Annotated in this window: 17 protein-coding genes; 12 read left to right on the top strand and 5 right to left on the bottom strand. The window is 31.3% G+C overall.

All coding sequences use genetic code 11. The features are described 5' to 3' along the window. Positions 1-92 precede the first annotated feature (92 nt). Positions 93-587, top strand: a complete 495-nt coding sequence (locus Q0945_RS08000) for a hypothetical protein (RefSeq protein WP_299433172.1) — start codon at positions 93-95, stop codon at positions 585-587. 94 nt (positions 588-681) lie between these two features. Beyond that, positions 682-1,812, top strand: a complete 1,131-nt coding sequence (locus Q0945_RS07995) for a TlpA disulfide reductase family protein (RefSeq protein ID WP_299433169.1) — start codon at positions 682-684, stop codon at positions 1,810-1,812. Positions 1,813-1,881: 69 nt separating this feature from the next. On the opposite strand, the gene Q0945_RS07990 is transcribed toward Q0945_RS07995, so the two are convergent. Both Q0945_RS07990 and Q0945_RS07985 read right to left on the bottom strand, forming a co-directional pair. After that, positions 1,882-3,525, bottom strand: coding sequence for a hypothetical protein (locus tag Q0945_RS07990; RefSeq protein WP_299433166.1), 1,644 nt, complete (start codon positions 3,523-3,525; stop codon positions 1,882-1,884). Between the two features lie 246 nt (positions 3,526-3,771). Next, on the bottom strand, positions 3,772-4,422 hold the full coding sequence (locus Q0945_RS07985) for a rhomboid family intramembrane serine protease (protein ID WP_299433163.1): 651 nt from the start codon (positions 4,420-4,422) through the stop codon (positions 3,772-3,774). Between the two features lie 59 nt (positions 4,423-4,481). Here Q0945_RS07985 and Q0945_RS07980 point away from each other — a divergent pair, with 59 nt between their 5' ends. Next, entirely contained in the window at positions 4,482-5,369 is an 888-nt protein-coding gene (locus tag Q0945_RS07980; RefSeq protein WP_299433160.1) for a lysophospholipid acyltransferase family protein, read from the top strand. Between the two features lie 54 nt (positions 5,370-5,423). On the opposite strand, the gene glmM is transcribed toward Q0945_RS07980, so the two are convergent. Then, positions 5,424-6,812 (bottom strand): phosphoglucosamine mutase, encoded by a 1,389-nt coding sequence (glmM, locus tag Q0945_RS07975; RefSeq protein WP_299433157.1) that lies wholly within the window; start codon positions 6,810-6,812, stop codon positions 5,424-5,426. Positions 6,813-6,909: 97 nt separating this feature from the next. Here glmM and Q0945_RS07970 point away from each other — a divergent pair, with 97 nt between their 5' ends. The 4 genes from Q0945_RS07970 (at position 6,910) to Q0945_RS07955 (ending at position 10,289) form a co-directional block, all read left to right on the top strand. Beyond that, positions 6,910-7,494, top strand: a complete 585-nt coding sequence (locus tag Q0945_RS07970) for an acyl carrier protein phosphodiesterase (protein ID WP_299433154.1) — start codon at positions 6,910-6,912, stop codon at positions 7,492-7,494. 28 nt (positions 7,495-7,522) lie between these two features. Continuing rightward, positions 7,523-9,214, top strand: a complete 1,692-nt coding sequence (gene ggt, locus Q0945_RS07965) for a gamma-glutamyltransferase (RefSeq protein WP_299433151.1) — start codon at positions 7,523-7,525, stop codon at positions 9,212-9,214. Between the two features lie 2 nt (positions 9,215-9,216). After that, entirely contained in the window at positions 9,217-9,924 is a 708-nt protein-coding gene (locus Q0945_RS07960) for a hypothetical protein (protein WP_299433149.1), read from the top strand. Between the two features lie 83 nt (positions 9,925-10,007). Then, a complete protein-coding gene (locus Q0945_RS07955) occupies positions 10,008-10,289 on the top strand; it encodes a pyrimidine/purine nucleoside phosphorylase (protein ID WP_299433146.1) in 282 nt (93 codons plus the stop codon). Positions 10,290-10,292: 3 nt separating this feature from the next. Here the strand turns inward: Q0945_RS07955 and Q0945_RS07950 are convergent, their stop codons facing one another. Continuing rightward, positions 10,293-11,054 (bottom strand): LexA family transcriptional regulator, encoded by a 762-nt coding sequence (locus tag Q0945_RS07950; protein ID WP_299433143.1) that lies wholly within the window; start codon positions 11,052-11,054, stop codon positions 10,293-10,295. A gap of 104 nt (positions 11,055-11,158) precedes the next feature. On the opposite strand from Q0945_RS07950, the gene Q0945_RS07945 reads away from it, so the two are divergent. Both Q0945_RS07945 and Q0945_RS07940 read left to right on the top strand, forming a co-directional pair. Further along, the gene (locus Q0945_RS07945; protein ID WP_298486042.1) at positions 11,159-11,353 is read left to right on the top strand and encodes a hypothetical protein; all 195 of its coding nucleotides are present in this window, start codon (positions 11,159-11,161) and stop codon (positions 11,351-11,353) included. A 2-nt stretch (positions 11,354-11,355) separates the two neighbouring features. Continuing rightward, the gene (locus Q0945_RS07940; protein WP_299433140.1) at positions 11,356-12,117 is read left to right on the top strand and encodes a TIGR03915 family putative DNA repair protein; all 762 of its coding nucleotides are present in this window, start codon (positions 11,356-11,358) and stop codon (positions 12,115-12,117) included. On the opposite strand, the gene Q0945_RS07935 is transcribed toward Q0945_RS07940, so the two are convergent. After that, positions 12,114-12,641 carry a hypothetical protein gene (locus tag Q0945_RS07935; RefSeq protein WP_299433137.1) on the bottom strand — a complete coding sequence of 176 codons (528 nt, stop codon included), beginning with the start codon at positions 12,639-12,641 and terminating at the stop codon, positions 12,114-12,116. The genes Q0945_RS07940 and Q0945_RS07935 overlap by 4 nt on opposite strands. 124 nt (positions 12,642-12,765) lie before the next feature. Between Q0945_RS07935 and uvrA the strand changes: the two genes are divergently transcribed. From uvrA to Q0945_RS07920, 3 genes are read left to right on the top strand one after another with little or no spacing between them, the layout of a single operon-like run. Next, complete coding sequence (uvrA, locus tag Q0945_RS07930; RefSeq protein ID WP_299433134.1) at positions 12,766-15,600, top strand: excinuclease ABC subunit UvrA; 2,835 nt, start codon at positions 12,766-12,768, stop codon at positions 15,598-15,600. Between the two features lie 41 nt (positions 15,601-15,641). Next, positions 15,642-16,328, top strand: a complete 687-nt coding sequence (locus Q0945_RS07925) for a TIGR00730 family Rossman fold protein (RefSeq protein ID WP_299433131.1) — start codon at positions 15,642-15,644, stop codon at positions 16,326-16,328. 6 nt (positions 16,329-16,334) lie between these two features. Next, positions 16,335-19,181 (top strand): metalloprotease, encoded by a 2,847-nt coding sequence (locus tag Q0945_RS07920; RefSeq protein WP_299433127.1) that lies wholly within the window; start codon positions 16,335-16,337, stop codon positions 19,179-19,181. Positions 19,182-19,295: the final 114 nt, after the last annotated feature.

Genomic DNA, 19,295 nt, shown 5'->3' with positions numbered 1-19,295 from the left:
AGCGGCACAATTTTGAATGCAAATTTAAGTTTTTATTGTGTGAGCTCTATTGAACAGGAGCTCCTTTTTTTAAAACTTAAAAAAGAAATACTATGAAAATGATAAGGTTAATATTACTAATATTCTGTATTACAGCCTTTAACAGTAATGCGCAAGACATAGCAAACCATACCGCTGGGCTACGATTAGGAGATAGTGATGGTTTTGGTGCTGAAATTTCTTACCAACATCTACTATCAAGAACAAATAGATTAGAACTAGATCTAGGCTTTAGAGATAGCAGAGGTTATGATGCTGTTAAATTAGCTGGTTTATACCAATGGGTATTACCTATAAGTCAAGGTTTTAATTGGTATTATGGTTTTGGAGGAGGGCTCGGGAGTGTAGACTTTGCTCCTATTCCTAGTGCGGAAGACAATGATGGACTCTTTGTATTTGCCGCTGGAGATATTGGGATAGAATACAATTTTGATTTCCCACTATTATTATCCTTAGATTGTAGGCCAGAATTTGGAATAATTGGTTATAAAGGTTTCTCTGATAATTTTGATTTTGATGTAGCTCTTGGTATTCGATACCAATTCTAAGATACTTACTAAAAAAAAAGCCCTTAACTCTATAATGTTAAGGGCTTTTTTTATATCCTATATATAAGTACATTTGCATCAGAAAAAAATGGATATGAAAAAAATTATAATGCCCCTTATTTTAATTACTACATTAATAGCATGTAATAATAAACCAGAAGGTTACACAATTAATGGTACACTTAGAGGAGATGTTGCAGACAGCACTCAAGTAATTTTAAAAAAAATTGGAGAAAATAATCAACCTGTTTCTGTAGACACAGCATACACAAATAAAGGTCTTTATTCATTTTCTGGAAAACCAACTTCTCCAGAATTACATTACATTTTTGTAGATAAATTACAAGGATATTCTGTACTTATATTAGAAACTGGTGAAATTAAAATATCTGCTCAAAGAGACAGCTTAAATTTAGCTAAAGTTGAAGGTACAACACAAAATGATATTTTCTCTGATTATATGAATAAATCACAGGCAATGTCACAAAGAGCAATGTCTATTCAAAAAGATTTACAAAAAGCAACTATGTCTCAAGACGAGGCTACTATTTCTGCTTTAAGTGACGAGATGAAGGAACTACAAAATGAATATAAAGATTTTGAGGTAGAATATATTAAAGCAAATCCAAATGGCTTAATCTCTGCCTTATTAATTGATCGCGCTGTAGCTTCTAAAGCTATACCTGCAGAAGAATTAAAAAAATTATATGATGGACTTTCTCCAGAAATAAAAGAAAATAAAGTAGGTAAAGACGTTTTAAAAAGAATTAGTGATTTAGAAATAAAAGAAGCTGCAAATAAGAATACTTCTATCGGAAGTAAAGCTCCTGAATTTTCAGCAAAAAACCCTGAAGGAAAAGAAGTAAGTTTAAATAGTGTATTAGGAAAAGTTACTTTAATTGATTTTTGGGCTGCTTGGTGCAAACCTTGTAGAGCAGAAAACCCTAATGTTTTAGCGGTCTATAAAAAATACCATGACAAAGGCTTAAATATTATTGGTGTTTCTTTAGATAGAAATGAAAAAGATTGGAAAAAAGCTATTGCAGAGGATAAATTAGAATGGAGTCAAGTTTCTAATCTTGCTTATTTTAATGATGAAATTGCAAAGCTCTATAATGTAAATGCTATTCCTGCTGCTTTTTTACTAGATGAAAATGGTGTTATCATAGCAAAAAACTTAAGAGGAAATGCTCTTGAACAAAAAGTAGCAGAGTTACTTAATTAATAACTTTTCTATAAAAAAGAAAGCCCAAAACTATGTTTTGGGCTTTCTTTTTGGATAAAATTTAACTTATTAAAATTTATTCTTAACGTCTTTAAATTTTCCTTCTACAGTTACGTTTCCAGATTTTTTAACGTCACCAAATATATTTACTACAGAGTCTTCTCCAATAAATTCTATGGTAGCTCCATCATTAAGAACTAAATCTCCATAAATGGTTAAGTTACCCTCTACTCTAAGCTTAGCACCAGAATTAACATTAATATTTCTTTTTCTATTGTTTCTACCAACAACGAATGTCCCATTCATCTCAAATAAAGCATTGGAATTAATATTCACACCTTCTTTAACCGTCCAGGATCCACATAAAAGTAAATCTCCACCAATATTTACACTATTAAATCTTTTAGAACCTCTATAAGATAATGTTTGATTAGCGTTTACATTAAGGTTAGAACTACCACTATAAGAAGATAATTCTGAACAGCGAGTAGCTAAGCTTTCATCTGGTTTATTTAATTTTATAATTTGTAAACCTTCTTTTCCAGAAGCCGCAAAAACATAGTCTCCTTTTGTTGTTACATAATTTACAGAACCTTCTAATTGAATAATACCAACCAAATCTGTATTATCATTTTGTTCTTCTGACAAACATAATCCTGCACCCCCATTTGCCATTAACAAAACATCCTCATTAGTTGCAACTGCATTTGTAACAACATCTCCATTATCTACTCCATTAGGATTAATTAATATTGGAATGTATTCTTTTAAAGCTCCAGTTGCAATACTATATACTCCTGCTCCTTTTGCTCCTTCGGCAACTACAATATTATCTCCAGAAAAATCTAACGTTCTTTTAGTATTTATACCAAAATCACTATCAATAGCAATCTCTTTAACTATATTTAAATTTAAGTCTAATACTGCTACACCTTTACTTGCATCTAAAACTGCAACATTATTGTCTTGAACCGCTACAGAACGTAAATCCAAAAATTCAGATTCGTTAATAGCGTTTAATGTACTCTTATTATAAATAGACAAAGTTCCTTCTTGCCCGCTAGTTACATATACATTATTTCCATTTACCGCAACATCTGTTGCGTTGTACCCTTCTTGAAAAGCATATTCAATATTTGTAGTTCCAGTAAACCTACCACTTGAAGCAGCAATTTTACCTAAAAAAGAATTGGAAGTTGCTCTCACCGATGTTTCTGCATCTACACCACCTGCAAAATATACATATCCATTATCATATTGGATAGAGTTTATATCTGCATTAGAATAGTATAATCTTGAGGTTACTCTTGGATTATTTGGATCACTTACATTAATAATATCCATTGCACCTGCATAACCATCTTCTACGGTATTATAAGATACATAAGCATAATCTCCATCTACATGCACATGAGATGCTGTAAGGTTCTCCCCTCCTCTAAAAGAAGGCGCATCTACTTGTGCTACAAGAGTTAAAGGATAATCTCCTGCTATTTCTTCGTCTTTTGAAGTTAATCCAGATTTTCCAGATGTAGAAGATTCTTCAAAGATATCTAACACACCTGCGTTATCATAAACAATACTATTTTCTAGTGCTTGTTCATTTGCTTCAATTGTAATGTCGTCTTGGGTTTCGTTGAATACTGTAGTTTCATCTACACACGATGCCATTAAGCCTAAAAAGGCCAATACATAAAAGGGGGTCTTTTTCATAAAAGTAGGTTGTTAAATTAGATTTGGGTTCTAACGTAACGTCAAAATTAAACTTTATGTATACCTCCGCCTGTATTTTTCGATGAAATACACTTACTTATAGCTATTTAACACTATACTATAGTTAAGTTTTACTCGATAATAGAGATTTAAATGCTCCGACGCTTGTGTCGAAATCAATGCTAATTTTCCTTCTAATGCCTCGTGGGCTTGCCCCGAGGTAGTTTACCATATTTTTATAATAGTTTACAATTTCCCCATTCTTTCTAAAGCAATAAGTATAATAATAGGAACTGCCAATAACAAAACAATTAGCGTATCTGTAATTAATAAATTAGGCATAAAAAGTAATGTAACTACGTAACCGCCAATTGCACCACCAAAATGAGCAGTATGTCCAATATTACCTAATCTACTTTTCATTCCATATATAGAGTATAACAAATAACCTATACCTACAACATATGCTGGTAATGGAATAGGAATAAACATAATTCCTAAACGCATATTTGGTTCTAATAATATTGCTGCATATAATATACCTGTTACCGCACCACTAGCTCCAACCGCAGAATAATAGGGCTCATCTTTATGAAAAAATAAAGCCAATAGGCTACCCGCGACAAGACTAGCTACATATACTAAAAGAAATTTAGCAGGTCCAAAATAATCAATAACTACATCTGCAAAAAAATATAGCGTAAACATATTCATAAATAAATGAGAAATATCTACATGTAAAAAACCAGAAGTAAGCATACGCTCCTTCTGCCCTGCCTTAATTGGACCAATACCAAATTTATAACGTTCAAAAAAAGAAGAGTCATTAAAACCTTTAAAAGAAACTATAATATTGGCAGCCATTACAGCTATAGTAGCCACATGAAGATTGTTCATTATCTAAAAATTTATATACCTTTCAAATATAACTATATTTGCCAATTATAATATAGAATATGCAGTTGCTTGTTTATGTTTTAATTTATCCATTGTTATGGATAATATCTAGACTACCTTATAAGTTATTTTACTTTTTTTCTGATGTAGTGTATATCATTGTATATCGGATTTTTGGGTATCGTAAAAAAGTTGTCCGGGACAACCTTACTTTAGTTTTTCCAAAAAAATGCGATATTGAACTTAGAAGAATAGAAAAGGATTTTTATAAACATATGTGTGATATGTTTTTAGAAATGGTAAAAACAATGCATTTATCTAGAGAAGAAGTTAAAAAAAGATATAACGTTACAAATATTAATGTACTTCAGAATATTCTTGAAGACAAAAGCATTTTAGTAGTATGCTCCCATTATGCAAATTGGGAATGGAATGTTAGTATTAATAATTATGTAGACGGCAAAGGCTATGCGGTTTACCAAAAAGTAAGTAATGATTATTTTGACTCTTGGATAAAAAAAACTAGAGCCCGTTGGAATACTACATTAATTACACAAAAAGAGACTGTAAAAACAGTAATGTCCAACGTTAAAAACAACGTAAAATCTATATACGGTATGGTAAGTGACCAATCTCCTATGGTACATAAAGGGCAATACTGGACAGAGTTTATGGATATTAAAGTTCCTATTTTTAATGGCGCTGAAACAATGGCTAGAAAATTAGATCTAGCTGTAGTTTTCTTAAAAGTTAGCAAAGTTAAGAGAGGATATTACACCGCCGAGTTTATTCCAATTACTACCAATGCAAAGAATACGGAAAAGAACGAAATAACTAATCAATTTTTACAGCTAACAGAACAACAAATAAAAGAAAAACCTGAACATTATTTATGGACACATAGAAGGTGGAAACACAGAAATAGAGTTCCTAAAGAGTTTTTATAAAAAAAGCCTAATACTATTTATATTAGGCTTTTTCTTTTACAAATCAAAAAGCAATTATATCCCAGCCACTTCTTTAATTTCTCCAATAATTTTATCTGCTAAACTATCTGCTTCAGCTTGGCTTTTAGCTTCGGTATATATTCTAATAATTGGTTCTGTATTAGACTTTCTTAAATGCACCCAATTTTCAGCAAAATCAATTTTCACACCATCTATAGTAGAGATTTCTTCTCCTTCATATTTTTTAGCCATAGCTACTAAAATACCATCTACATCTAATCCTGGTGTTAATTGTATTTTCTTTTTACTCATAAAATAAGATGGGTAACTAGCTCTTAGTTCCGCTACCGTTCCTCCTTTTTCTGCCATATGCATCAAAAATAAAGCAGTTCCAACTAAAGAATCACGACCATAATGGCTTTCTGGATAAATAATTCCGCCATTACCTTCGCCACCAATAATAGCATTGTTAGCTTTCATTTTTGTAACTACATTCACTTCTCCTACTGCAGCCGCTTCATAGGTACCACCATGTTTTTGCGTAATATCTCTTAAAGCTCTTGAAGAGGATAGGTTAGAAACTGTATTCCCTTTTGTTTTTCCCAATACATAGTCCGCACAAGCGACTAAAGTGTACTCTTCTCCAAACATTTCGCCATCATCGCTAATAAAAGCTAAACGGTCTACATCTGGATCTACAACAATACCAAAATCAGCCTTTTCTTTTACTACTAAATCACAAATATCTCCTAAATGCTCTTTTAACGGTTCTGGATTATGTGGAAAATGACCTGTTGGGTCACAATATAATTTCACCACTTCTACTCCTAAAGCATCTAGTAATTTTGGAATTGCTATTCCTCCTGTAGAATTTACACCATCTACAACAACTTTAAACTTAGCTTTTTTAATTATCTCTGCATCTACCAATGGTAAATCTAAAACTTCGTCAATATGTATATCTATATATGCGTTGTTTTCAACAACGGTACCTAAATTATCTACTTCTGAAAAAGTAAACTCTTCTTTTTCTGCCAATTCTAAAATAACAGCACCTTGCGCTGCGTCTAAAAACTCCCCTTTTTCATTTAAAAGTTTTAAAGCATTCCATTGTTTAGGGTTATGGCTTGCTGTTAGTATAATTCCACCATCAGCTTTTTCAATAGGAACAGCAATTTCTACAGTAGGCGTGGTAGATAAATCTAAATCTATCACATCTATTCCCAAACCAGTAAGTGTAGAAACAACAAGGTTCTGAATCATTTGCCCAGAAAGTCTAGCATCTCTACCTATTACTACTTTTAATTTTTCTTTTTTAGAGTACCTTTTTAACCATGTTCCGTAAGCTGCTGCGAATTTCACAGCATCAATTGGCGTTAAATTATCTCCTGGCTGCCCTCCAATGGTTCCACGTATTCCTGATATTGATTTGATTAGTGTCATATAATAAATAAAAAAGTTTTTGCAAATATACAGGACTATTTCTTATCCTAAGTTTAGCATTTCGTAAATTCGACCTTAAGAAAACTTCTATCGTTATATGAACTTTTTAGCACACATTTATTTATCTTTTGGTGATAATGAAATTACAATAGGAAATTTCATTGCAGATAGTATTAGAGGGAATAAGTTTAAACACTTACCAGAACGTGTGCAACAAGGAATACAATTACATAGGTTTATTGATACTTTTACAGATACACATGCTATCCCAAAAATTAGTAGTAAACGGCTTCATAAAAACTATAGCCACTATAGTAGAGTCATAGTAGATATTTTTTATGATCATTTTCTTGCTAAAAATTGGGAAAATTACTCAGACATACCTTTAGCTGTTTTTGTTAATAATTTTTATGACTTACTAGAAGATAACTATACCATTTTGCCCGACGGAGTTAAACGCATGATGCCTTATATGATAAGTGAAAATTGGATTTACAATTACTCTAATATGGAGGGGATAAACCGTGTTCTTAACGGAATGAATAGGCGTACCAAAAATAAATCTAAAATGAACTTTGCAATTTTAGACCTTGAAGAACACTATGCTGCTTTTGAAGAGGAGTTCAATGCCTTTTTTGAAGAATTAATTACCTTTTCTAGGCAAAAATATATTTCCCTTTAACCTAAAAGAGCTTTAAATTCTACTGATTATGAAAACAATAAAGGTTCTATTACTCTGCTTTCTTACATTAATTTACAATTGTAAAAAGCAAAATAATTCTCCAACTGGTTTAATTACAACTAAAGCCATGATAGTTTCTGCCAGAGAAGAAGCTTCAAAAATTGGTTCAGACATTTTAAAACAAGGTGGTAATGCTTTTGATGCTATGGTAGCTACTCAATTTGCTTTGGCTGTTGCACATCCATCTGCAGGAAATATTTCTGGTGGTGGTTTTATGGTATACAGAAAAGGAAATGGAGATATTGGTGCTATAGATTTTAGAGAAAAAGCACCTTTAAGTGCCCATAAAGACATGTATTTAGACGCTACAGGAAATGTAATTCCAGGAATGAGTACACTCGGAGCAACTGCTGTAGGTGTTCCAGGCTCTGTTGCTGGAGCTATTGAGGTTCATAAAAAGTTTGGTACTCTTCCTCTTTCTAAAATTTTAGCCCCAGTAATAGCTTTGGCAGAAAAAGGAGTTGTTGTTACAGAAAAACAAGAGAAAAAAATTGCACCTTATTTAAAAGACTTTATTAAAGTAAACGGGGAACATAGTAAATTTTCTATTCCTTATAAAGCAGGAGACACTATAAAATACCGAGCTCTAGCAAATACTTTAAAAAGTATTTCTAAACATGGTAGAGATGGGTTTTACAAGGGTCGTGTAGCAAAAAAATTATCTTCCTTTATTCAACAAAATGGTGGTTATGTTACCGAGGAAGATTTAGAAAAATATAATGTAAAATGGAGACAACCCGTTATTTTTAAATATAAAGATTTAAAAATAATTTCAATGGGAGCTCCAAGTAGTGGAGGAATTACGATGCAACAAATTTTTAAGATGATAGAACCTCATAAAATAAAAGAATTTGGACACAACACTACCAAAACTATTCAACTATTTACAGAGGCTTCTAGAAGAGCTTATGCAGATCGTAATTATTTTTTAGGAGACCCTGATTTTGTAACTATACCCCTAGATATAATTTTAAGTGATGACTACTTGAAAAATCGTATGAATGATTTTTCTTTTGATAAAGCAACAAAGTCTTCTACTGTATCTCATGGAGCAATAAATATTATATCAGAAAGTAACGAAACCACCCATTACTCTATTATTGACCAAGATGGTAATGCAGTTTCTGTTACCACTACATTAAATGGTAATTATGGCTCTAAATTATATTGTGACGAACTTGGCTTTTTTCTTAATAATGAAATGGATGATTTTAGTGCAAAACCAGGAGTACCTAATATGTTTGGTTTAATTGGTGCAGATGCTAATAGTATTGCACCAGAAAAAAGAATGCTAAGTAGCATGACACCTACTATTGTAGAAAAAGACAACAAACTTTGGATGGTTGTTGGCACTCCCGGCGGATCAACTATAATTACAGCAGTAGCACAAACTATTCTTAACACTTATGAATTTAATTTAAGTATGCAAGAGGCTGTAAACGCCCCTCGTTTTCACCACCAATGGTTGCCAGATGCTGTCATATTTGAACCAAATGGATTTTCTAAATCTTTAAAAGAGGAATTAAAATCCAAAGAATACATAATAAATGAAGAACGCACTCCTATTATTGGCAAGGTAGATGCTATTCTTGTGTTGCCTGATGGTAGCCTAGAAGCCGGAGCAGATAAAAGAGGAGATGATACTGCTGTAGGATATTAGATATGAAATATGTAAAGAAAATTGGAAAATTACTCAGTTACAGCTTAATTGTTATTCTTTTAGGGGTAGGCATTTTATATATAATTTGCAATGAATCTGTTCCTAATGGGCAGAAAGGAAATAAAGCCGATGCTCTTGCCAAAAAAATGATGCAAGCCATTGGCGGAGAGAAATATGCTAACACAAACTTTTTAGAATGGTCATTCGCAAATGGTTCTCATAGGTATAAATGGAATAAATCTTTAGGACTTGTTACTGTAAAATGGGACAATTACACTGCCAAACTTAATCTAAACAATAAATCTCTAAGCTCTATAACCAAAGAAAATACCATACTTACTACTAAAGAGGAAAAAGAATTACTACAAACTGCTTTAGATTATTTTAACAACGATTCTTTCTGGCTTGTAGCTCCATTTAAAGTGTTTGATGAAGGAACCAAAAGAGAAATAGTAACACTAGAAAATGGTGAAGAAGCACTACTAGTATCGTATACGATTGGAGGTTCTACTCCAGGAGATTCTTATTTATGGGAACTACAACCAAATGGAACACCAAAGAGTTATAAAATGTGGGTCAGCATTATTCCTCTAGGCGGTATTAAAGCAACTTGGGAAAATTGGAAGATGATGAAAAGTGGTATTCTTCTTCCTTCTAAACATAAACTAGGACCTATAACGTTAGACATGGGAACTATAAAAGCGTATTAAAACACAAAATAAGACTCCTTTGTTAAGCTTATATTCCTCTTATAAATTCTATTTATTTTTGTATTTCACAATAAAAGAAAAACATGTTTAAGACCAATTCTTATTTTGATAAAAAAGTATTATCTATAGCCTTTGATTCTAATGAAGGAAAAGCAACCGTTGGCGTTATGGCTCCAGGTGAGTACACTTTTGGAACTACATCTAAGGAATACATGACTGTAGTATCTGGTGAAATGGAAGTGCAACTACCAGGAGAGTCTACTTGGAAAACCTATAAGCCTTATGAAATGTTTGAGGTAGAAGCTAACCAATCTTTTAATGTAAAAGTTAGTGTAGATAGTGCATACAAATGCATTTATAAGTAAGCACTACCCGTTCGTTTTATTTATTTGGCTTTTTAATTCCTCCATAGATTCTTGGAGTTGTTTTAATAAGCCTTTTTCTGTTGTAGCATCTATACCAAAAGTAATTTTACTGTTTACCTCCCATATTTCTTGTATCTGATGAGGCTCAATATCATAGGGAGGATATGACTCATTCAAAGAAACTAAAGTAACGTTAGGAGAATTTGGCTTACTAATAACTTTTTTTACTAAAACAGCATCTTGTAATACAACTACATATATTTTATTAGCACTAACTTCTTTTAAATCTTCTGTGGCTTTTGCTAAAACCCATTCTCCAGGCTTTAAATTAGGAAGCATACTATCTCCTTCTACCTGGAATCCTCTGTAAGTTGCATTTCTAAACTCTGGTAAAGGCAAATCAAAAGCAGGTAACTCTTTATACCAACTAGTATCTTCTATATTTTGAGGATATCCGGCAGCAGCTTTTGCATTAACCAAAACCATATTATCATTTTCTGCAGAATCTACGGTAACTACTTTTGGAATAACGCTTGTAGACGAAGTTTCTATATATTGTTGGGTACTTTCTCCAAATAACCAAAGAGGATTAATCTTATATTTTTTTAAAAGCTCTACAACTACTTTTCCAGATAATTTAGTTCTACCTCTTTCAATATCTGCTGTAGTACTAGAAACACCAATTTGTTTAGCAAACTCAGATTGTGTAAATCCTAATTCCCTTCTTAGATCTGTAAACCTTTTTAAAATAGCGTCATTTTCCATATATCAAATATACACAATTAGGATTATTTCCAAAAAATATATTGGAAAATTTCCATAATTAGGAAATATTCCATATTTTTGGATAGATACTAAAATTAGACACTATGGTTTTTAAAGAAATACACTCCAAACTACAAGCTATTGCTACAATTAGCGAGGAAGATTCATTCATTAGTGTAATTCCAAGAAAAAAAAGAAAACCTATATTTTTTGGAAATATTCCAAAAAATAATACTTCAATTACAAATAGTAAAGTAATTAAGAATACAAATGCAATACAACTTTCTTTATTTAACTAATTATGGAAGAAACTAAGACTTTAATTTATGACGGTAGTTTTAATGGTTTTTTAACTGCTGTATTTGTAGGTTTTGAAGAAAAAAGAAAAACTTTAAATATCAACAAAAGAACATCTTATAATAACAACTTATTTACAAAAACTAAAATAATATTTACAGACATGAATAAAGCTGAACGTGTTTGGAAAACAATTCAAAATAAAAATAGCACTGCTCTAAAAAATATTTATTTTTCTTTTTTAAGCGAAAAGAAAAACATAGAAAATGTATTGTATCTATATATCAAAAGTTTATTTAACCCTTACCAAGCAGCACAAATAGGTTTTTCAATTACAGAACAAATTAACATAGAGGATGTTTCTTTAACTGTTGCAAAAGAAAAAATATATTTAGAAAAAACTATAAAATTTAAAGAATCTAATGATGGTGTTTTTTACACAAATATTGCTCCTGACTTTGATGTTATACCTTTATTATCAAAACATTTTAGGATTAGAGTTAATAAAAAACCATGGTTAATTTATGATGTAAATAGAAATTATGGTATTTATTATGACACTCGCAGTATTGAAATGATTGTGCTTGATACAAATCAAATATTTAAAGCCTCACAAAGTAAACTGACGAACAATAGTGCGAAAATTAAAATATTAAATAAACACTTTAATAAAAACAATATAATAACACTGGTAATTAATAAACTACAACAAAATAATTTTCCATTTAATAACAGTAAATTAAATTTAAATAGAATTGCAAATTAATTACTTTTTACCCCAATAAAATGGTCACTCTTATTATTAAACAAAACATTAAAAGTCGTAAGACTACCATAAATTCTAGTGATATATTGTTGTAAATCTACCTTCTCTTGGTCTTCTAAATTTTTACTAGAATTAATTTTTTGCTCCATAACTCTAATTCTATCGCGAACCATTACAATTTTATGAAAAAAAGTATCTATTGGAATTTCTTTACTTGCTAAGTTAGAATCTAATGGCTGTAAAATTAAAGTTCCTTTTTTCCATTTATCTGCTATAGGAGTTATGGAAGAAGCATCACTCCACTTACGCAAAATAGAAATTAAAGATTGCTCTACTTCAGAAAAACTTATGGTATCCACATCATCTGTAACAGCTTCAATAATTTCAAAATCAGAATCCAAAGAAATAGTTTCTATTCCACTATCCATGAAAGTTACCCAATACATAGTAGAAGTAACATTTGTTATTACTCCTTTACCAAACTCATTATGATTAATACGAGACCCTATTCCTAAAATTTTCATGCCTTAAATTATATCAAAAATTATAATTACGAATTTAAAACTATGTTAGGAATTAACAAAAACTAAATAAAGTCAACGTTAATATTAATTGCCAAAACAGTAACTTTGCGACTTTGCCATAAAAATGATAAACTACGAGGAAAATATTGAAGTTAAGGGAGCAAGAGCTCATAACCTTAAAAATATAGACGTTACCATACCTAGAGAAAAACTTGTGGTTATAACTGGTTTATCTGGCAGTGGTAAATCTTCCTTAGCTTTTGACACCATTTATGCAGAGGGACAAAGAAGATATATAGAAACTTTTTCGGCCTATGCACGACAATTTCTTGGCGGATTAGAAAGACCCGATGTAGATAAAATAGACGGATTATCGCCTGTTATTGCTATTGAACAAAAAACAACTTCTAAATCTCCAAGATCTACGGTTGGTACAATTACCGAAATCTATGATTTTTTAAGGTTACTCTTTGCTAGAGCTGGCGATGCTTACAGCTATGTTACCGGCGAAAAAATGGTGAGCTATAACGATACTCAAATTAAAGAGCTAATAAAAACCGATTATCTAAATAAGAAAATATCCATTTTATCTCCCGTAATAAAATCTAGAAAAGGACATTACAGAGAACTTTTTGAACAAATTGCAAAACAAGGCTTTGTAAAAGTGCGTGTAGACGGCGAAGTAAAAGATATTGTAAAGGGCATGAAAGTAGACCGTTACAAGACACACGATATAGAAATTGTAATAGATCGCTTAAAAGTTAATGAAACTGCAGATTTAGATAAAAGACTCACAGAAACCATTAACACCGCAATGTATAGTGGCGAAAATGTTTTAATGGTATTAGAAGAAGGTGTACCTGAACCTCGTTATTTTAGTAGAGACTTAATGTGTCCTACTTCTGGTATATCCTACCCTTCTCCAGAGCCAAATACGTTTTCTTTTAATTCCCCAAAAGGAATGTGTAAAAACTGTAGTGGTCTAGGTCATGTTTTTGAGGTAAATGAAACTAAAATATTTCCCGATAAAAAGCTTTCTATAAAAGCAGGAGGCATTGCGCCTCTTGGCCCCTATAAAAACTCTTGGGCTTTTAAACAAATAGATATTATTGCACAACGCTATAATTTTAAAATAACGGATCCTATAGCTAGTATTCCGCAAGATGCTTTAGATATTCTTTTACATGGCGGAAAAGAAAGTTTTGATATAGAGTCTAAAACTCTAGGAGTTAAAAGAAACTACAAAATAGACTATGAAGGCATTGCTAATTTTATAAAAAGCCAATTTAATAACGCAGAATCCACCTCTATAAAAAGATGGGCAAAAGAATATATGGACAAAATTATTTGTCCTAGTTGTGAAGGTTCTCGATTAAGAAAAGAGTCTTTAAATTTTAAAATTAATGAAAAAAATATTTCTGAATTATCTAATTTAGATATATCAGATTTAGCTAGTTTTTTTAATGGTTTAGAAAAAAAATTAGATGCCAATCAATTAATTATAGCTGAAGAAATTATAAAAGAAATTAAAACCAGAGTTCAATTTCTTTTAGATGTTGGCTTAGATTATTTATCCTTAAACCGGAGTTCCAAAACACTTTCTGGCGGAGAAGCACAACGTATTAGACTTGCTACACAGATTGGCTCTCAGCTAGTTGGTGTATTATATATTTTGGACGAACCTAGTATTGGATTACACCAAAGAGATAATGTTCGTTTAATAAAATCTTTAGAAGCGTTAAGAGATATAGGAAACTCGGTTATTGTTGTAGAACATGACCGCGACATGATAGAACGCGCAGATCATGTTATAGACATTGGGCCAAAAGCAGGAAAACACGGCGGAGAAATAATTTCTGAAGGGAAGCCTGAAGATTTAAAAAAACACAAAACACTTACCGCAGATTATATTACTGGTAAAAGAGAAATAGCTGTTCCAAAAAAACGAAGAAAAGGAAATGGCAAAAAAATTAAACTAATAGGTTGCACAGGAAATAATCTTAAAAATGTAGATATTGAAATTCCCTTAGGAAAAATGATAGGCATAACTGGGGTATCTGGTAGTGGTAAATCTACCCTTATTAACGAGACCCTATACCCTATTATGAACGCTCATTATTTTAATGGTGTTAAAATTCCTATGCCGTATAAAAAAATTAATGGTTTAGAACATATAGATAAGGTTATAGACATAAACCAATCACCAATAGGAAGAACACCACGTTCTAACCCTGCAACATATACTGGCGTTTTTAGCGAAATTCGCTCGTTATTCACAAAAACTCCAGAAGCTGCAATACGCGGCTATAAACCTGGTCGTTTTAGTTTTAATGTAAAAGGAGGTCGTTGCGAAACTTGCCAAGGTGGTGGTCTAAAGGTTATAGAAATGAACTTTTTACCAGATATCTATGTAGAGTGCGAAACCTGTAATGGTAAACGTTTTAATAGAGAAACTTTAGAAGTACGCTATAAAGGTAAATCTATTGCGGATGTATTAGAAATGACTATTAATGAAGCAGTATCTTTTTTTGAAGCAATACCAAAAATATACAGAAAGTTAAAAACGATAAAAGATGTTGGTTTAGGGTATATATCCTTAGGACAACAATCTACTACACTTTCTGGAGGAGAAGCACAACGAATAAAACTAGCAACAGAACTCTCTAAAAGAGATACAGGAAATACGTTTTATATTTTAGACGAACCTACTACGGGGCTTCATTTTGAAGATATTCGTGTTTTAATGGAAGTTTTAAACAAATTAGCAGACAAAGGAAATACCGTTTTAGTTATTGAACATAATTTAGATGTAATTAAAATGGTAGATTATATTATAGATATTGGATACGAAGGAGGCCGAAATGGAGGAATGGTTGTTGCCAAAGGTACACCTGAGCAAGTAAGTAAAGACAAAAAAAGTTACACTGCTAAGTTCTTAATAAAAGAATTAGGAGTATAAAACGTTATATAAAAAAAACACTATTAAATAGTAAAAATAATATGAGAAAAGAATTACACCATAAAGGTTGGAACGAAATTAAAACTAATGACTCTTGGGCCCTTTTTAAAATAATGGGAGAGTTTGTTAATGGTTTTGAAAAAATGAGTAAAATAGGACCTTGTGTATCTATTTTTGGTTCTGCAAGAACAAAAGAAAACAATGCGTATTATCAATTAGCAGTAAAAATTGCAAAAAGTATTGCAGACGCTGGATATGGCGTTATAACTGGCGGTGGACCAGGAATAATGGAAGCCGGAAACAAAGGAGCAAATTTAGCCGGAGGAACATCTGTAGGTTTAAATATTGACTTACCTTTTGAACAGCACGATAATCCTTATATAGATGGAGATAAAAGCTTAGATTTTGATTATTTCTTTGTTCGCAAAGTTATGTTTGTAAAATACTCGCAAGGCTTTGTTGTTATGCCTGGTGGCTTTGGAACTTTAGACGAACTTTTTGAAGCAATTACGTTAATACAAACGAATAAAATAGAAAAATTTCCAATTATTTTAGTAGGAACTAAATTCTGGACAGGTTTAATGGATTGGATTAAAAACACCATGCTTTCCGAAGGTAATATTAGCCCTAAAGACCTTGATTTAATAAAAATTGTAGACACCGAAGAAGAAGTTGTAGCAATTATAGATTCTTTCTACAAAGAACGTGCACTTAGCCCTAATTTTTAATAGCTAGTGCATAAGTTCCCAAACATAATAGTTCTAGTAAGTATACTTTATAGTTTCCTTAGCTCTTTCCAGGCTTTTGGACAACATAGTAACACACTTACCGTATATCTAAATGAAGAAACTAAAGAATTAAATATACAACAAGAATTTGTTTTTAAAAACACCTCTAACTATCCTTTAGGATACTTATATTTTAATGATTGGGCTAATGCATATTCTAATAAAAATACTGGTTTAGCTAAACGTTTTGCAGAGGAATTTAAAAAAAGCCTACATTTAGCAAGAGACAATGAAAGAGGATACACTAAAATTATTAGTGCTGTAGATAACGAATATAGAGGACTACACTGGGAAAGAGAAAAAAGTAAGGATATTTTAAAAATTAGATTAAATGACCCTTTACCTCCAAACAAAACCGTTAAACTATTTATTAGTTACACCGTTAAATTACCAATGAGTAAGTTTACTCCCTATGGATACAATAATAAAGGGGAATACTACCTAAAAGACTGGTATTTAACACCTGCAGTTTATAATGGAAAATGGAAATTGTATTCCAATAAAAATTTAGAAGATTTATATACCGATGTAACGGAAACTACAGTAAATTTCAATTATCCAGACAGTTTATCTTTAACTACTAATTACAGAAATTTAGGAAACTCAGAATACCCAATAAGACAACTAGCACAACTAAAAGGAATAAAACAAAAAAGTTGCGAGATAATTTTAAATGCTACTAAAAAATTTACAACACACGTAACTCCATACATGACCGTAGTAACAGATATAGAAGCACCTAAATACAATAAAATAGCGCAAGGCATCTCTATAAATAATGTAACAAAATTTATATATGAAAATTTAGGGAAATACCCACACCCGCAATTACTTGTTAGTCAAATAGATTATAACAAAAGTCCTTTATACGGTATAAACCAATTACCTTCATTTATTAGACCTTACGAACAGCAATTTCAATTTGAAATGAAATTTCTTAAAACTGCGTTGAATAGTATTTTAAGAGAAACCATTTTTTTAGACCCTAGAAAAGACCAATGGGTAAACCAAGCTATTGCCAACTATTTATTAATTTCTTACGTTGAACAACATTATCCAAATCAAAAACTTCTAGGTAAACTATCTAAAATTTGGGGGGTTCGTAGTTTTAATTTAGCCAAAATGGATTTTAATGACCAGTATCCATTTTTATATAATGTTACTGCTCGTAAAAACTTAGACCAGTCTTTAACCACACCAAATGATTCTCTAATAAAATTTAACCAAAAAATTGCGAATAAATATAAGGCAGGACAAGGGCTAACATATTTAGGTGTATTTATTGGGAAAGAAAAAATAGATGAAAGCATAAAAACCTTTTATAAATATTACCAAAGCAACACGGTTAAAGTATTAGATTTTGAATCTATTCTAAAGCGATCTACCACTACAGATATAAATTGGTTTTTTAAGGAATATGTTTCTACAGATCGTAAAATTGATTTCAAAATTAAAAATGTTGAAAAACATAAAGATTCACTAACAATAACATTAAAAAATAAGGAAGGAACCAATGTCCCTATTTCTATCTTCGGATTACAAAAAGATTCTGTTGTTTCTAAATATTGGTTTACGAACATAAAAGAAGAAAAAACATTTACTATTCCAAAAAATGGAGAAGATAAATTAGTTTTAAATTACGATAAAAAAATACCAGAGTTTAATCAAAGAGATAACTGGAAATCTTTAAAGGGGTTTTTATCTAGTAACAGAAAACTTAAACTGCAATTCTTTAAAGATGCTGAAAACCCTGATTATAATCAAATTTTTTATGTCCCTACTATAAGTTTTAATATATATGATGGTTGGGCGCCAGGGATGCGATTACACAACAAGACACTCTTAAGAAAACCATTTATTTATGATTTTTCTCCCTCCTATTCTTTTAGAGAAAAAGCATTTGTTGGCTACGGTAGATTATCCTATCAAAAATTATTGAGTAAAACTGGGCTATACCTTGCTAACTATTCTATTAGTGGCTCTACATTCCACTTTCAAGAAAATTCTAGATACTCTACCATAACCCCTTCTATAAGCTTTGGGTGGAAACCAGATAATTTACGTTCTAATAAAAGAGAAATTTTAAACTTTAGATATGTTAATGTATTTAGAAGTAGAGATGAAAATTTAGGGGACTTTGAAACCCCTCCAGATTACAGTGTTTTAAACGCTCGTTATAGAAACTCAAATAACGGCATAATAGACTATTCTTCCTGGTTTTTAGATGCTCAACATGCTAATGATTTTTCTAAACTAGTATTTGAATGGGAATTTCGTAAACTTTTTCAAAATAACAGACAGTTAAATCTTCGTTTTTTTGCTGGTAAATTTTTAAGAAATAAAACAACAGAATATAGTGATCCAAACTTTTATAGCTTTGCTTTAGACCGTCCTACTGATTATTTATTTGATTATAGTTATTTAGGTCGGTCTGAAGATTCTGGTCTTTATAGCCAACAAATTATTATAGCAGAAGGTGGTTTTAAATCTATGCTAGAAAACCCGTATGCAAATGATTGGATGGCAACAACAAATGCTAGCATTAACCTTTGGAAGTGGATTGAAGTATATGGGGATGCCGGCTTTATGAAAAACAAAGGCGCAAATGAACGTTTTGTTTATGATGCCGGAGTAAGATTAAATTTGGTGACAGATTACTTTGAATTATACCTCCCTTTCTACTCTAACAATGGGTGGGAAATTGCACAACCTAATTATGAAGAAAGAATTCGTTTTATAATAACTGTTAGCCCTAAAACCTTAATTGGGTTATTTACTAGGAAATGGTTTTAATTTTTTCATATTCACAAAATACACCTCTTTAATAACTATAATTTTACAATAACCACACATTTAAACATGATATTATAAAAATAATGCAATAAAATTGTCTTTGTTTTCATTGTT

This window comes from uncultured Maribacter sp., from assembly GCF_947500405.1.
In the GTDB taxonomy this organism is placed as follows: Bacteria; Bacteroidota; Bacteroidia; order Flavobacteriales; family Flavobacteriaceae; genus Maribacter_B.
The sequence above is the reverse complement of the archived record's forward strand: the minus strand, read 5'-3'. Positions and strand labels throughout refer to the sequence as shown.

Bases quoted from the DNA above. Each gene is read 5' to 3' on its own strand.
- Q0945_RS08000 (WP_299433172.1), top strand. From the start codon at position 93: ATGAAAATGATAAGGTTAATATTACTAATATTCTGTATTACAGCCTTT.
- Q0945_RS07995 (WP_299433169.1), top strand. From the start codon at position 682: ATGAAAAAAATTATAATGCCCCTTATTTTAATTACTACATTAATAGCA.
- Q0945_RS07990 (WP_299433166.1), bottom strand. From the start codon at position 3,525: ATGAAAAAGACCCCCTTTTATGTATTGGCCTTTTTAGGCTTAATGGCA.
- Q0945_RS07985 (WP_299433163.1), bottom strand. From the start codon at position 4,422: ATGAACAATCTTCATGTGGCTACTATAGCTGTAATGGCTGCCAATATT.
- Q0945_RS07980 (WP_299433160.1), top strand. From the start codon at position 4,482: ATGCAGTTGCTTGTTTATGTTTTAATTTATCCATTGTTATGGATAATA.
- glmM (WP_299433157.1), bottom strand. From the start codon at position 6,812: ATGACACTAATCAAATCAATATCAGGAATACGTGGAACCATTGGAGGG.
- Q0945_RS07970 (WP_299433154.1), top strand. From the start codon at position 6,910: ATGAACTTTTTAGCACACATTTATTTATCTTTTGGTGATAATGAAATT.
- ggt (WP_299433151.1), top strand. From the start codon at position 7,523: ATGAAAACAATAAAGGTTCTATTACTCTGCTTTCTTACATTAATTTAC.
- Q0945_RS07960 (WP_299433149.1), top strand. From the start codon at position 9,217: ATGAAATATGTAAAGAAAATTGGAAAATTACTCAGTTACAGCTTAATT.
- Q0945_RS07955 (WP_299433146.1), top strand. From the start codon at position 10,008: ATGTTTAAGACCAATTCTTATTTTGATAAAAAAGTATTATCTATAGCC.
- Q0945_RS07950 (WP_299433143.1), bottom strand. From the start codon at position 11,054: ATGGAAAATGACGCTATTTTAAAAAGGTTTACAGATCTAAGAAGGGAA.
- Q0945_RS07945 (WP_298486042.1), top strand. From the start codon at position 11,159: ATGGTTTTTAAAGAAATACACTCCAAACTACAAGCTATTGCTACAATT.
- Q0945_RS07940 (WP_299433140.1), top strand. From the start codon at position 11,356: ATGGAAGAAACTAAGACTTTAATTTATGACGGTAGTTTTAATGGTTTT.
- Q0945_RS07935 (WP_299433137.1), bottom strand. From the start codon at position 12,641: ATGAAAATTTTAGGAATAGGGTCTCGTATTAATCATAATGAGTTTGGT.
- uvrA (WP_299433134.1), top strand. From the start codon at position 12,766: ATGATAAACTACGAGGAAAATATTGAAGTTAAGGGAGCAAGAGCTCAT.
- Q0945_RS07925 (WP_299433131.1), top strand. From the start codon at position 15,642: ATGAGAAAAGAATTACACCATAAAGGTTGGAACGAAATTAAAACTAAT.